Consider the following 13,561-nt stretch of genomic DNA (forward strand, 5'->3'; position numbering starts at 1 on the left):
CCATTTCCCCGTGCCTGCCACGCCCCCATGCCCCTGTGCTTCCCATGCCCCGCGCCCCCGGCCGCCGGGCGTCAGAGGTACTTCTTCAGCTCCCGCCGCGCCAGCGACCGCTGATGCACCTCGTCGGGACCGTCCGCCAGCCGCAAGGTCCGCGCCGCCGCCCACAGTTCGGCCAGCGGGAAATCCTGGCCGACCCCGCCCGCGCCGTACAACTGGACGGCCGAGTCGATGATGTCCACCACCGCGCGCGGAGTGGCGATCTTGATGGCCTGGATCTCCGTGTGCGCGCCCCGGTTGCCGACCGTGTCCATCAGCCAGGCCGTCTTCAGCACCAGCAGCCGGAGCTGCTCGACCGTCACCCGGGCGTCCGCGATCCAGTTCCGCACGACGCCCTGCCGGGCGAGCGGCCCGCCGAACGCCGTACGGGACACGGCACGCAGGCACATCAGCTCGATCGCGCGCTCGGCCATGCCGATCAGCCGCATGCAGTGGTGGATACGGCCGGGCCCGAGCCGGGCCTGCGCGATCGCGAAACCGCCGCCCTCCTCGCCCACGAGATTCGTCACGGGCACCCGTACCCGGTCGAGGACGATCTCGGCATGGCCGCCGTGGCCGTGGTCCTCGTAGCCGTACACCCGCATCGCGCGGCGCACTTCGAGCCCGGGAGTGCCGCGCGGCACCAGCACCATCGACTGCTGACGGCGGATGTCCTCGCCGTCCGGATCGGTCTTGCCCATCACGATGAAGACCGCGCATGCCGGATTCATCGCACCGGAGATGTACCACTTGCGTCCGCTGATGACATAGTCGTCGCCGTCACGCTCGATCCTGGTCCGGATGTTCGTCGCGTCCGACGAGGCGACCTCGGGCTCGGTCATCGCGAACGCCGAGCGGATCTCGCCCGCGAGCAGCGGCTCCAGCCAGCGCTCACGCTGCTCCTCGCTGCCGAACTGGGCGAGCACCTCCATGTTGCCGGTGTCGGGCGCCGCGCAGTTCAGCGCCGTGGGCGCCAACTGCGGTGAGCGGCCGGTGATCTCGGCGAGCGGCGCGTACTGGAGATTGGTCAGTCCCGCGCCGTACTCCTTGCCGGGCAGGAACAGGTTCCACAGCCCCTGCCGGCGTGCCTCGGCCTTCAGCTCCTCCACCACCGGCGGTGTGCCCCAGGGATCGGCCAGCCGCGAGCGCTGCTCGTGTGCCACCTCCTCGGCCGGGAGGACATACGCGTCCATGAAGGCGAGCAGCCTGGCGCGCAGCTCTTCGGTACGGGCGTCGAACGCGAAGTCCATGGGTGACTCAGCCTTCCTGGAGGGTGGTGAGACCGTGCTCGATGAAGACGGGGACGAGATCGCCGATCCGGTCGAAGCCGGGCCCCACGGTCCGGCCGAGGGTGTAGCGGTAGTGGATGCCCTCCAGGATCACGGCGAGCTTGAACCAGGCGAACGCCGTGTACCAGGCGATGGCGGAGGTGTCGCGGCCCGAGCGCGCCGCGTACCGCTCGACCAGCTCACCGGGCGCGGGATGGCCCGCCGCCTCCGCCGTCGTGCTGACCGGCGAGTGCGGCAGTCCCAGACCCGTGCTGTACATCACCAGCAGGCCCAGATCGGTGAGCGGATCGCCGAGCGTGGACATCTCCCAGTCGAGCACGCCCGTGATCCGGTCGTCCTCGTCCATCAGGACGTTGTCGAGCCGGTAGTCGCCGTGCACCACCGTGGGGGAGGGCGAGCCGGGCAGCGCGCGGCCGAGGGCGGCGTGCAGTTCGTCGACACCGGCCAGCTCGCGGTCCCGGGAGGCGGCGAGCTGTTTGCCCCAGCGGCGGAGCTGACGGTCCAGGAAGCCGTCGGGCCGGCCGAAGTCACCGAGACCGACCGCCCCGGGATCGACGGCGTGCAGCTCGACCAGTGTGTCGACCAGCGCGAGGACGGCGGCGCGGGTGCGCCCGGCGCCGAGCGGCGCGAGCTGTTCGGCCGTGCGGTACGCCGTGCCCTCCAGATGCTCCATGACGTAGAAGGGCGCGCCGAGGACGGACTCGTCCTCGCAGAGCAGCAGCGGTTCCGGCACCGGCACGGCCGTCGGATGGAGCGCCTTGATCACCCGGAACTCGCGTGCCATGTCATGGGCGGTGGCCAGGACATGGCCCAGCGGAGGTCTGCGGACCACCCAGCGCCCGGTGCCGTCGGTGACGGTGTACGTCAGATTCGACCGGCCGCCCTCGATCAGCCGTGCCTCCAGCGGCCCGCCCACCAGTCCGGGCCGGACGAGATCGAGCCGGCCGCGCAGATTCTCGGGATCGAGTCCTGGCAGGGGGGCTGGGCTCATGGTGCGGTACCTCCGTGGGCGGTCGGGGGAGGACCGTACCGGCTGTACGGTCCTCGCGCCCATGATGCCGACCGGTCGGTATGCCGTCCAGTGCCGAAGCCTCGGTGCCGAAGCCTCGGTGCCGAAGCCCCGGTGCCGGAGCCCCGGTGCCGGAGCCCCGGTGCCGGACGGCCCGGGAGGCTCATCTCATGACCGCCACCGCGCACAGCGCCAGCAGCACGGTGCAGACCGCCGTGGCGACGGCTCCGCTCAGCGGGAGCGCCCGGGGCCGTACGGTGTCCAGGGCCCGTACCCGGCGGTGGGCCACCGCCAGAAAGCCCAGCCAGACCAGGGCGACGACCGCGACCGCGACCGACGCGGCGGCCGTACCACCGCCCCGGATCGCCTGACGGGCCGCCAGCACCGCCACGACGGTGCAGGCGAGTGTGGTACGCCGCCAGGCCAGCCGGGTGCGCTCCGGCTGGAGTCCGGGATCCCGGTCGGGCACCGGGTCTGCGGGCCCGGCGGCGCTCGCCGGCATCAGCCGGCCCGGCCCAGCAGCACGATGATCAGCATCACCACGGCCACCAGCCCCACCGCCAGACTCAGCAGCGTCGGAAAGCCGGACACCGGCAGATCCTCGCCGCGCCGCATGGCCAGCTCGCAGCGCACCCAGTGGTTGACCGCGCGCAGCGCGCAGAGCGCTCCGGCGGCGAGCAGCGCCACCGAGAGCCCGATCCGCACGCCCCAGCGCAGGTCCGGCAGGAACTGGTCGACCGCGAACCCGCCGCCGACCAGCGCGAGCGCCGTACGGATCCAGGCCAGGAAGGTGCGCTCGTTGGCCAGCGAGAACCGGTAGTCGGGTGTCTCGCCCTCGTCGCCGATGCGTCCGGGCGCGAACCACAGCCGCAGGCTCCGTGCGAAGCCGGTCATGTGCCGCACCCTACGCGCGCGGCGCGTGAGGCGCGCGGGAGGCCCTGAACCGCTCGTACGCCGCGAGGCCGTCCGGCACCCAGTCCCACTCCCCGAGCCGCCGCTCCAGCTCGGCCTCCGTCAGGAAGCCGTGCCAGGCGATCTCCTCCACCTGGGGGTCGACCGGCAGCACGCAGCGCACCCAGTACACGTACGCGCTCTCCCGCACGGACCCGTCCGCCGCGTCGTAGCGGAACGGGAACAGCGGTACGGGACGGTCGAGACCCGACACACCGAGCTCCTCCTCGGCCTCCCGCAGCGCCGCCTCGTCATAGCTCTCGCCCGCGCCCACCACCCCGCCCACGAACATGTCGTAGAGGGAGGGGAAGACGAGTTTGCCGGCGGTCCTGCGATGGACGAACACCCGGTCCTCGGCGTCCCGCACCAGCACGAAGACACAGCGGTGGCGCAGGCCCTCCGCGTAGATCTCACCGCGTGGCGCCCGGCCGACCACACGATCGTTCTCGTCGACGACGTCCAGGATCTCGTCAGCAGCGCTCATGGACCCCATCCAACCAGTTGACGTGTTACTCACGCGTACGGAGGATCGGACCACCTGCCCGGCCATCTGCTCGTCATCTGCTCGCGAAGGACGGAAACCATGGTGTACGACGCTGATGTGATCGTGATCGGGGCGGGCCTCGCGGGCCTGGTCGCCACCGCCGAACTGGTCGACGCGGGCCGGTCCGTCATCCTTCTCGACCAGGAGCCCGAGCAGTCGCTCGGCGGTCAGGCGCACTGGTCCTTCGGCGGACTGTTCCTGGTGGACTCGCCCGAGCAGCGCAGGTTCCGGATCAGGGACAGCCGTGAACTCGCCCTCCAGGACTGGCTCGGCACGGCCGGCTTCGACCGTCCGGAGGACCGGTGGCCGCGCGCCTGGGCCGAGGCGTACGTCGACTTCGCGGCGGGTGAGAAGCGGGCCTGGCTGCACGCGCGGGGCGTGCGGTTCTTCCCGGTGGTGGGCTGGGCCGAGCGCGGCGGATACGACGCGCTCGGGCACGGCAACTCCGTACCGCGCTTCCACATCACCTGGGGCACCGGGCCCGCGGTGGTCGCGCCGTTCGAGCGGCGCGTGCGCGAGGGCGCCGCCCGCGGGCTGGTGACCCTCCGGTTCCGGCACCGTGTCACCGGCCTCGGCTCCACGGCCGGCGCCGTGGACACCGTCACGGGCGAGATCCTGGAGCCGAGCGACGCCGGACGCGGCACCGCGAGCGGCCGTACGGTCACCGGCTCCTTCGAGCTGCGGGCGCAGGCCGTGATCGTCACCTCGGGCGGTATCGGCGGCAACCACGACCTGGTCCGCGCCCACTGGCCGGAGCGGCTCGGCACTCCGCCGCGGAAGATGCTCTCCGGAGTGCCCGCGCATGTCGACGGGCTGATGCTCGGTGTCACGGAGGCGGCGGGCGGACACCACATCAACCGGGACCGGATGTGGCACTACACCGAGGGCATCGAGAACTGGAACCCCGTCTGGGCCCGGCACGGCATCCGGATCCTGCCGGGCCCGTCCTCGCTCTGGCTGGACGCGACCGGGCGGCGGCTGCCCGTGCCGCTCTTCCCCGGTTTCGACACGCTCGGCACGCTGGAGCACATCATGCGCTCCGGCCACGAGCACACCTGGTTCGTCCTCGACCGGCGCATCATCGGCAAGGAGTTCGCTCTCTCGGGCTCCGAGCAGAACCCGGATCTGACCGGCAAGTCGGTCAAGGGCGTGCTCGGCCGTGCGCGCGCCGACGTACCGGGGCCGGTGAAGGCGTTCATGGACAACGGCGTCGACTTCGTCGTGGAGCGGGAACTGGGCGCGCTCGTACGGGGGATGAACGCGCTCACCGGGAAGCCGCTGATCGACGAGGACCGGCTGCGCCGCGAAATCACCGCGCGCGACCGGGAGATCGCCCATCCCTTCACCAAGGACCTCCAGATCACGGCGGTCCGCGGCGCCCGTGCCTACCTCGGCGACAAGCTGATCCGTACGGCGGCTCCGCACCGCATCCTCGATCCCGCGGCGGGACCGCTGATCGCCGTACGGCTGAACATCCTCACCCGCAAGTCGCTCGGCGGTCTGGAGACGGATCTGTCCTCACGTGTGCTGACCGGGGCGGGCGAGCCGCTGCCCGGTGTCTACGCGGCCGGCGAGGTGGCCGGGTTCGGCGGCGGCGGGGTCCACGGCTACCGCTCGCTGGAGGGCACCTTCCTCGGCGGCTGCCTCTTCTCCGGCCGCGCCGCGGGCCGCGCGGCGGCCCGGGCGACCGGCTGACCGCCGCCGGGCTCCGCGCCGAGCCGCCGCTGCCGCCGGGACAGGCGAGCCCTCAAGATCCACGAGACCTGCTCCGGACGACACAAGACCCACCCTGGTGGATCTGACGAATTGATGACGTATCTCCATGGCCCCTGGTTTCCGGGGGCCACGGGTGTTCTCCTCAATGGGTGAACTCTCAACAGGGTGAATCGGGAGGTGAGCCCGAAGGCGTGCCGGTGGGCCGCCGTCTGGTGCTCTCCATGCTCGGCCTGGGCGCGGCCGGTCTTGTCGCGGCGCCCTCTCTCCAGCGCGGTCTCGAAGCCTTCCTCGGCTCGGCCGCCGACAGGGATCCCACCGGTCTGACCGGCCTGCTGCCCAACGGCGGCGGCTTCCGCTACTACTCCGTCACCGCCTCCGTGCCGCGCAAGGACGCGGACACCTACCGGCTGACGGTCGACGGACTGGTCGACCGGCCCACCACGTACACGCTCGACGCGCTGCGGGCGCTGCCGCAGACGCGGACGGTCCGCGATGTGCAGTGCGTGACCGGCTGGCGTGTGCCGCACACACCGTTCGAGGGCGTACGGCTCTCGCACCTCCTGGACGCGGCCGGGGTACGTCCGGGCGCCGGGGCGGTCCGTTTCACCTGCTTCGACGGCGCGTACAGCGAGAGCCTGACGCTGGAGCAGGCCCGGCGCGCCGATGTGCTGGTGGCGCTGAGGATGCGGGACGAGGGGATCGGACACGCGCACGGCGGGCCGGTCAGGCTCTATGTGGCGCCGATGTACTTCTACAAGTCGGCGAAATGGCTCTCCGGGATCTCGGTCACCTCCGAGGTGAGGCCCGGCTACTGGGAGGAGCGCGGCTATGACGTCGACGCCTGGGTCGGCAGGTCCAACGGCCGTGACGACACCCCGACCGTCTGAGCCGGTCCGGCGCTTCAGCCCGGCCGAGCGCTGGGTGCACCGGACGACCGGCGCGCTGATGCTGGTGTGCGTCGTGACCGCGGGCTGTCTGTACGTACCGCAGCTCGCCGAACTCGTCGGCCGCCGGTATCTCGTCGTCACCGTCCACGAGTGGTCGGGACTGCTGCTGCCGGTCCCCGTGCTCCTCGGCCTCGGCTCCCGCGCCTTCCGCGCCGATCTGCGGCGGCTCAACCGTTTCCTGCCGTACGACAAGGAGTGGCTGCGGGCCGTACTGCGGCGCGATCCGCGCCCCGCCTCCCGGCCGGCCGGGAAGTTCAACGCGGGGCAGAAGCTCTACGCGGCCTGGATCGCGGGCGCCGTGCTGGTGATGCTCGGCACCGGTCTGCTCATGTGGTTCACCGGTCTCGCACCGGTCGTCTGGCGTACGAGCGCCACCTTCCTCCACGACTGGCTGGCCCTGTCCATCGGCATCGTGCTCATCGGGCACCTCACGATGGCGTACGGGGATCCCGGGGCCCGGCGCGGTATGCGCACCGGATCGGTGGACCGGGCCTGGGCGGAGCGGGAGCACTCCCGGTGGAAGCCGGAGTGACCCGGCCCGCCCGTCCCCGGCCGCCGGGACAGGCGGCTACAACACCAGCGAGAGCAGCAGCACACAGCCCAGACCGACCACGGAGATGATCGTCTCCATCACCGACCAGGTCTTGAGCGTCTGCCCGACGTTCATCCCGAAGTACTCCTTCACCAGCCAGAATCCCGCGTCGTTCACATGGCTGAAGAAGAGCGAGCCCGCACCGATCGCCAGCACCAGCAGCGCGGTGTGCGTGCTGGACATGTCGGCCGCGAGCGGCGCCACCAGACCGGCCGCCGAGATGGTCGCCACCGTCGCCGAACCGGTCGCCAGCCGGATCGCCACCGCGATCAGCCAGGCCAGCAGCAGGGCCGGGATCGACCAGTCCTCCGAGATGTCCAGGACCATCCGGCCCACTCCGGAGTCGATCAGCGTCTGCTTGAAGCCGCCGCCCGCGCCGACGATCATCAGCACGCCCGCGATCGGGCCGAGCGACTTCTCGACCGTCGAGGCGATCCGGTCCTTGGTGAACCCGGCCGCGCGGCCCAGCGTGAAGAGACCGACGACGACGGCGGCGAGCAGTGCGATCAGCGGCGAACCGGCCACGTCCGCCACCCGCTGGACGGTGTGCTCCGGATCGTCCACGACGATGTCCACGAGCGCCTTGCCCAGCATCAGCACCACGGGCAGCAGCACGGTCGAGACGGTCGCGGCGAAGCTCGGCCGCCTCTCCAGCTCCTCGGAGGCGCGCTGCGGCACCATCTTCTCCGGGGCCGGGATGTCCACCCAGCGCGCCGCGTACCGGGAGAAGAGCGGCCCGGCGATGATCACGGTCGGCACGGCCACGACCACGCCCAGCGCCAGCGTGACCCCCAGATTGGCGCCGATCGCGTCGATCGCGACCAGCGGCCCGGGGTGCGGCGGGATCAGTCCGTGCATCACGGAGAGCCCGGCCAGCGCCGGGACACCGATCCGCATCAGGGAGTAGTTGCCGCGCTTGGCGACCAGCAGCACCACCGGGATCAGCAGTACGATGCCGACCTCGAAGAAGAGCGGCAGCCCGATCACCGAGGCGATGAGGACCATCGCCCAGGGCATCGCGCGCCCGCCCGCCTTCGCGAGGATCGTGTCGACGATCTGGTCCGCGCCGCCGGAGTCCGCGAGGAGTTTGCCGAGGATCGCGCCCAGCGCGATCAGCACACCCACACCCGCGACCGTCGAGCCGAGGCCCGTGGTGAAGCTGGCTATGACCTTGTCCAGCGGGGCGCCCGCGAAGGCGCCGAGCGCCAGCGTGCCGATGGTCAGTGCCAGAAAGGCATGGAGTCTGGCGACGGTGATGAGCAGGACGATGACGGCGATACCGGCGAGTACCGCCAGGCCCAACTGGGCGTTGCCCGCCGAGGTGATCGGCTCGACGGCATCCGCCGCCAGCGTCTCGACGCTGAGACTGGTCACGGGGGATTCCTTCAGCTCTCGTCGAGCCGGCGCAGCGCGGCGACGGCCCGTTCGGTGATTTCCTGTGGGGTACCTGACACATCGACGGCGACGCCCGCCTCATCGGCCTCCAGGTTCTCCAGGGCCGCGAACTGCGAGTCCAGGAGGGCGGGAGGCATGAAATGGCCCTTGCGCTCCGCCAGCCGCCGCCCGATGAGTGACCGGTCGCCGGTGAGATGCAGAAAGACGGCGCCGGGCGCGGCGGCGCGCAGCCGGTCGCGATAGGCGCGCTTGAGCGCCGAGCTGCTCACCACACCGCCGAGCCCGGCCCGTTCGTGGGCCCAGCTCCCGATCGCGTCGAGCCAGGGCCACCGGTCCGCGTCGTCCAGCGGTACGCCGGCGGACATCTTGGCGATGTTCGCCGGCGGGTGGAAGTCGTCGCCCTCGGCGTACGGGACGCCCAGCGCACCGGCGATCAGCGGCCCGACCGTGGTCTTGCCGGTTCCTGACACGCCCATCACCACGACGACGTGGGGGGTGCTCATCACTTGCCTCGCTGTCCTCTTCGGCATCGGTCGGTCGCGGACATCGGTCCGTCGCGCCACTGAAACGCATTAGGTACGACGTATTCAAGAGGCTGTGATGTAAACGTCGTACTTTTTACCGCCGACCCTGACCCGTAGGCTTGGTCCATGACCACAGAAGGCCGGGGCCTGCATGTCCGTGTGCTCGACACTCTCGGCCTCGCCATCACGGCGGGCGAGTACCCCGCGGGCAGCGTGGTCCGCACCGACGAGGTCGCCCAGCGCTTCGACGTCTCGCGCACGGTCGTCCGCGAGGTGGTCCGCGTCCTCGAATCGATGCACCTCGTGGAGTCCAGGCGCCGGGTGGGCGTGACCGTACGTGCCACCGAGGAGTGGAACGTCTACGATCCGCGGGTCATCCGCTGGCGTCTCGCCGGTACGGACCGGCCCCGCCAGCTCCGTTCACTGACCGTGCTGCGCTCCGCGGTCGAACCGGTCGCCGCCGCACTCGCCGCCCGCCACGCCACCCCCGAGCAGTGCGCCGCCCTCACCGAGCAGGCGCTCGGGATGGTCGCCACCTCGCGCGGGCGCCGGCTGGAGGAGTACCTCGTCCATGACATCGCCTTCCACCGGGTGGTACTGAACGCGTCGGGCAACGAGATGTTCGCCCGCCTCGGCGATGTCGTCGCCGAGATCCTCACCGGCCGTACGCACCACCGGGTGATGTTCGACGATCCGGACCCGGCGGCCGTCACACTGCATGTCGGGGTCGCCGAGGCCGTACGCGAGGGCGACGCGGCCCGCGCCGAGGAGCTCACCAGGCAGATCGCCGTCGGCGCCCTCCAGGAACTGGACGTCCTGGCCCCCTGACGGGCACCGATGTCCACCGGCGGCCGTCCCGGCGCGGGATAGTGGGTCCTGACGGTCCGTCCGAGAGGTGAGGAAAGGCAGGTCCTGGCATGGCGCAGCAGGTGCAAGGGGTCATCGCCCCCGGCAAGAACGAGCCGGTACGGGTCGAGACGATCGTCGTACCCGACCCCGGCCCCGGCGAGGCCGTGGTGGCGGTACAGGCGTGCGGTGTGTGCCACACCGATCTGCACTACAAGCAGGGCGGTATCAACGACGACTTTCCCTTCCTCCTCGGCCATGAGGCCGCGGGCGTGGTGGAGTCGGTCGGCGAGGGCGTCACCGAGGTCGCGCCCGGTGACTTCGTCATCCTCAACTGGCGTGCGGTGTGCGGTGCCTGCCGGGCCTGTCTGCGCGGCCGGCCGCAGTACTGCTTCAACACCCACAACGCCCGCCGGAAGATGACGCTGACGGACGGTACGGAACTCTCCCCGGCGCTCGGCATCGGCGCCTTCGCCGAGAAGACCCTGGTCGCCGCGGGCCAGTGCACCAAGGTCGATCCGAGTGTCTCACCGGCCGTGGCGGGCCTCCTCGGCTGCGGGGTGATGGCCGGTATCGGCGCCGCGATCAACACCGGCCAGGTCGGCCGCGGTGACTCCGTCGCGGTCATCGGCTGCGGCGGCGTCGGCGACGCGGCCGTCGTCGGCGCGCGCCTCGCGGGCGCGGCCCGGATCATCGCCGTCGACATCGACGACCGCAAGCTGGAGACGGCGAGGTCGATGGGCGCCACCCACACCGTCAACTCCCGCTCCACCGATCCCGTCGAGGCGATCCGCGAGCTGACCGGCGGATTCGGCGCGGATGTCGTCATCGAGGCGGTCGGCCGCCCGGAGACGTACGAACAGGCCTTCTACGCCCGCGACCTGGCCGGAACCGTCGTCCTCGTCGGGGTGCCCACCCCGGAGATGAGGCTCGAACTGCCGCTGCTCGACGTGTTCGGCCGCGGCGGCTCCCTCAAGTCCTCCTGGTACGGCGACTGTCTGCCGTCCCGCGACTTCCCGATGCTCGTCGACCTCCACCAGCAGGGCCGTATCGACCTCGCCGCCTTTGTCACCGAGACCATCGGACTCGGTGATGTGGAGAAGGCGTTCGCCCGGATGCACGAGGGCGATGTCCTGCGCTCGGTGGTGGTGTTCCGATGACCGTCCGTGTCGACCACCTCGTCACCTCCGGAGCCTTCTCGCTCGACGGCGGCACCTGGGACGTCGAGAACAACGTCTGGATCGTCGGTGACGACTCCGAGGCGATCGTCATCGACGCCGCGCACGACGCCGCCGCCGTCGAGGAGGCGCTCGGCGGCCGTACGCTGCGCGCCATCGTCTGCACCCACGCGCACAACGACCACATCGACGCGGCGCCCGCCCTCGCCGCGGCCACCGGCGCGCCCGTACTGCTGCACCCCGACGACCTGCCGCTGTGGAAGCAGACCTGGCCCGAGCGGCTCCCGGACGGTGAGCTGACCGACGGCAGGACGCTCTCCGTCGGCGGCACCACCCTGACCGTGCTCCACACTCCGGGGCACGCGCCCGGCGCGGTGTGCCTCCACGCCCCGGAGCTGTCGACGGTCTTCACCGGCGACACCCTGTTCCAGGGCGGCCCCGGCGCCACCGGACGGTCCTTCTCGCACTTCCCGACGATCATCGACTCGATCCGGGACCGGCTGCTCGGTCTGCCGCCGGAGACGGTCGTACGGACCGGCCACGGCGACTCGACCACCATCGGCGCCGAGGCGCCGCACCTGGAGGAGTGGATTCAGCGCGGCCACTGAGCGGGCCCCGGAAGCCGCAGGCGGCTCTCGAAGCGGTACGGCACACCCGTCAGCGGATCGGTGAACTCCAGGGTGCGCGCCAGTAGTTGGAGGGGCCGGGCGTAGTCGTCCGGCCCCTCCTCCCGTACCACGGGATAGAGCGGGTCGTTCAGCAGCGGCAGCCCCAGCGCGTTCATATGGACCCGGAGCTGATGGGTACGGCCGGTGGTGGGCGACAGCCGGTACCGGCCGAAACCGCCCCGGTGCTCCAGCAGTTCGACCCGGGTCTCGCTGTTGGGCTCGCCCGGCACCTCCCGCGCGGTCAGCACGCCGCGCTCCTTCTCGATCCGGCTGCGCACCGTGACGGGCAGCGCCACCGCCGGGTCGTACGGCGCCACCGCCTCGTACTCCTTGCGCACGCGCCGGTCCCGGAACAGCGTCTGGTACGCGCCCCGGTCCCCGGCCCGTACGACGAAGAGCGCGAGGCCCGCCGTCAGCCGGTCGAGCCGGTGCGCCGGCTGGAGCTCGGGCAGTCCTAGCTCCCGGCGCAGTCTGGCCGACGCGGTCTCGGTGACATGGCGCCCGCGCGGTGTGGTGGCCAGGAAGTGCGGCTTGTCCGCGATCACGATCCGCTCGTCGCGGTGGACGATCCCGATCTCGAACGGCACACGCTCCTCCGGGACGAACTCCCGGTGGAACCAGACATACCGTCCCGCCGTGTACGGCTCCTCGCCCGCCACCGGACCGTCCGCCCCGACGAACCGGCCCGCGCGCAGTATCGCGTCGACGCGCTCCGCACCGATGGCGTGCCCGAACCGCGCGACCAGATGATCCCGTACGGTCTCCCACTCGCCACCGGGATCCGCCGGCAGCCGCACCCGTACCGGATCGATCCCGTCCCGCTGCGGCAGCGGCGAGGGCGGCGGCGGATGTCGGTGTCTGCGTGCCACGGCTCCCCGCGCCCCTCTCGGTGTGGTCTGCGCCTCACGGAGCGTCAGCGCCCCGAGTCTACCGATGCCGGCGTACCCCGTTCGGCCCCCGGGAGGGCAGCTCCGGGCGATATGGCGGGGTTCCGGTGCCGGTGAGCCGCATGATGGTCCGGTGATCAGTGTTCTGTTCGCCCTCCTGACCGCGATCAGCAACGGCTCCGCCTCCGTGCTCCAGCGCCGGGCCGCCGCCACGGCGCCCGACACCGAGTCCATGAGGCTCTCGCTGATCAGGCATCTGCTGCGGCAGAGGGTGTGGCTGGCGGGCATCGGCCTGGTGATCGTGGCGGCGGTGTGCCAGGCGGTGGCGCTCGCCACCGGACCGATCGCCGTGGTGCAGCCGATCTTCGTGATCGAACTGCCCGCCACGCTGCTGATCGCCGCGCATGTCTTCCACCGCCGCCTGCCGCGCGAGGTCTGGTACGGCGTGGCCGCGGTGACCGGCGGGCTCGCGCTGGGCATGGCCAGCGCGGCACCCGGCGGAGGCCATGAGTCCGTACAGGGCTACGTCTGGATCCCGGCGCTGATCGCCACCGGGATCTTCGAGGCCGTACTGATCCTCTGGGCGCGGCGGGTGCGCGGCAATCCGCGTGCCGCGCTGCTCGGTCTCGCCGCGGCCTGCGGGTACGCGCTCACCGCCGCGCTGATGAAGGACGCCGTGGCGCGCCTCGACAACGGCGGCGGCGCGGCGGCGCTCTTCTCCTCCTGGCAGCTCTACGCGACCGCGGTGGCCGGCGTGGGCGCGCTGTTCCTGTTGCAGAACGCGCTCCAGGCCGGCTGGCTGGCCGCCTCCCAGCCGATGCTCACCCTCGGCGACGCGCTGATCAGCATCACCTACGGAGTGACGCTGTTCGGTGAGACCCTGCGGACCGGCTGGTGGCTGATGCCCCAGATCGTGGCCGTCGGGGTGATCGCGCTGGGCTGCGTGGACCTGGCCAAGTCGCCGCTCGCCGCGGGCGGC

15 protein-coding genes are annotated in these 13,561 nt (G+C 71.6%); 7 read left to right on the top strand and 8 right to left on the bottom strand.

Features of this window, described 5'->3' with window-relative positions; genetic code table 11:
- Nucleotides 1-71: 71 nt before the first annotated feature.
- The 5 genes from BFF77_RS18380 to BFF77_RS18400 form a co-directional block, all read right to left on the bottom strand.
- On the bottom strand, nucleotides 72-1,286 hold the full coding sequence (locus tag BFF77_RS18380) for an acyl-CoA dehydrogenase family protein (RefSeq protein ID WP_066950888.1): 1,215 nt from the start codon (nucleotides 1,284-1,286) through the stop codon (nucleotides 72-74).
- A 7-nt stretch (nucleotides 1,287-1,293) separates the two neighbouring features.
- Complete coding sequence (locus tag BFF77_RS18385; RefSeq protein ID WP_066950890.1) at nucleotides 1,294-2,316, bottom strand: phosphotransferase family protein; 1,023 nt, start codon at nucleotides 2,314-2,316, stop codon at nucleotides 1,294-1,296.
- A gap of 181 nt (nucleotides 2,317-2,497) precedes the next feature.
- Nucleotides 2,498-2,836 (bottom strand): DUF202 domain-containing protein, encoded by a 339-nt coding sequence (locus BFF77_RS18390; protein ID WP_066950893.1) that lies wholly within the window; start codon nucleotides 2,834-2,836, stop codon nucleotides 2,498-2,500.
- On the bottom strand, nucleotides 2,836-3,228 hold the full coding sequence (locus tag BFF77_RS18395; RefSeq protein ID WP_066950896.1) for a YidH family protein: 393 nt from the start codon (nucleotides 3,226-3,228) through the stop codon (nucleotides 2,836-2,838). Before BFF77_RS18395 ends, BFF77_RS18390 begins: the two co-directional genes overlap by 1 nt.
- Before the next feature lie 10 nt (nucleotides 3,229-3,238).
- Nucleotides 3,239-3,769: an NUDIX domain-containing protein gene (locus BFF77_RS18400; RefSeq protein ID WP_066950899.1), complete on the bottom strand. Its 531-nt coding sequence runs from the start codon at nucleotides 3,767-3,769 to the stop codon at nucleotides 3,239-3,241.
- 99 nt (nucleotides 3,770-3,868) lie between these two features.
- Between BFF77_RS18400 and BFF77_RS18405 the strand changes: the two genes are divergently transcribed.
- From BFF77_RS18405 to BFF77_RS18415, 3 genes are all read left to right on the top strand, one after another.
- Nucleotides 3,869-5,524, top strand: a complete 1,656-nt coding sequence (locus BFF77_RS18405; RefSeq protein WP_066950901.1) for an FAD-binding dehydrogenase — start codon at nucleotides 3,869-3,871, stop codon at nucleotides 5,522-5,524.
- A 170-nt stretch (nucleotides 5,525-5,694) separates the two neighbouring features.
- Nucleotides 5,695-6,432, top strand: coding sequence for a molybdopterin-dependent oxidoreductase (locus tag BFF77_RS18410; protein WP_066950903.1), 738 nt, complete (start codon nucleotides 5,695-5,697; stop codon nucleotides 6,430-6,432).
- Complete coding sequence (locus BFF77_RS18415) at nucleotides 6,374-7,024, top strand: cytochrome b/b6 domain-containing protein (protein WP_079125265.1); 651 nt, start codon at nucleotides 6,374-6,376, stop codon at nucleotides 7,022-7,024. The genes BFF77_RS18410 and BFF77_RS18415 overlap by 59 nt, the downstream gene beginning before the upstream one ends.
- Nucleotides 7,025-7,060: 36 nt before the next feature.
- Here the strand turns inward: BFF77_RS18415 and BFF77_RS18420 are convergent, their stop codons facing one another.
- Both BFF77_RS18420 and BFF77_RS18425 read right to left on the bottom strand, forming a co-directional pair.
- A complete protein-coding gene (locus tag BFF77_RS18420; RefSeq protein WP_066950908.1) occupies nucleotides 7,061-8,458 on the bottom strand; it encodes a GntT/GntP/DsdX family permease in 1,398 nt (465 codons plus the stop codon).
- Between the two features lie 11 nt (nucleotides 8,459-8,469).
- Nucleotides 8,470-8,982 carry a gluconokinase gene (locus BFF77_RS18425; protein WP_066950911.1) on the bottom strand — a complete coding sequence of 171 codons (513 nt, stop codon included), beginning with the start codon at nucleotides 8,980-8,982 and terminating at the stop codon, nucleotides 8,470-8,472.
- Between the two features lie 147 nt (nucleotides 8,983-9,129).
- On the opposite strand from BFF77_RS18425, the gene BFF77_RS18430 reads away from it, so the two are divergent.
- The 3 genes from BFF77_RS18430 (at nucleotide 9,130) to BFF77_RS18440 (ending at nucleotide 11,635) form a co-directional block, all read left to right on the top strand.
- Nucleotides 9,130-9,831 (top strand): FadR/GntR family transcriptional regulator, encoded by a 702-nt coding sequence (locus tag BFF77_RS18430; protein WP_066950914.1) that lies wholly within the window; start codon nucleotides 9,130-9,132, stop codon nucleotides 9,829-9,831.
- Between the two features lie 89 nt (nucleotides 9,832-9,920).
- Entirely contained in the window at nucleotides 9,921-11,009 is a 1,089-nt protein-coding gene (locus BFF77_RS18435; RefSeq protein ID WP_066950916.1) for an S-(hydroxymethyl)mycothiol dehydrogenase, read from the top strand.
- Entirely contained in the window at nucleotides 11,006-11,635 is a 630-nt protein-coding gene (locus tag BFF77_RS18440) for an MBL fold metallo-hydrolase (RefSeq protein ID WP_066950919.1), read from the top strand. The genes BFF77_RS18435 and BFF77_RS18440 overlap by 4 nt, the downstream gene beginning before the upstream one ends.
- Here BFF77_RS18440 and BFF77_RS18445 read toward each other — a convergent pair.
- Nucleotides 11,620-12,564, bottom strand: coding sequence for an RluA family pseudouridine synthase (locus BFF77_RS18445; RefSeq protein ID WP_066950922.1), 945 nt, complete (start codon nucleotides 12,562-12,564; stop codon nucleotides 11,620-11,622). The two genes, BFF77_RS18440 and BFF77_RS18445, sit on opposite strands and share 16 nt — an antisense overlap.
- A 151-nt stretch (nucleotides 12,565-12,715) precedes the next feature.
- On the opposite strand from BFF77_RS18445, the gene BFF77_RS18450 reads away from it, so the two are divergent.
- Nucleotides 12,716-13,561: DMT family transporter (locus tag BFF77_RS18450; protein WP_066950925.1), on the top strand; the 846-nt coding region annotated here is incomplete at its 3' end.

Origin of the sequence: Streptomyces lushanensis, assembly GCF_001700515.1 — a bacterium.
Classification (GTDB): domain Bacteria; phylum Actinomycetota; class Actinomycetes; order Streptomycetales; family Streptomycetaceae; genus Streptomyces; species Streptomyces lushanensis.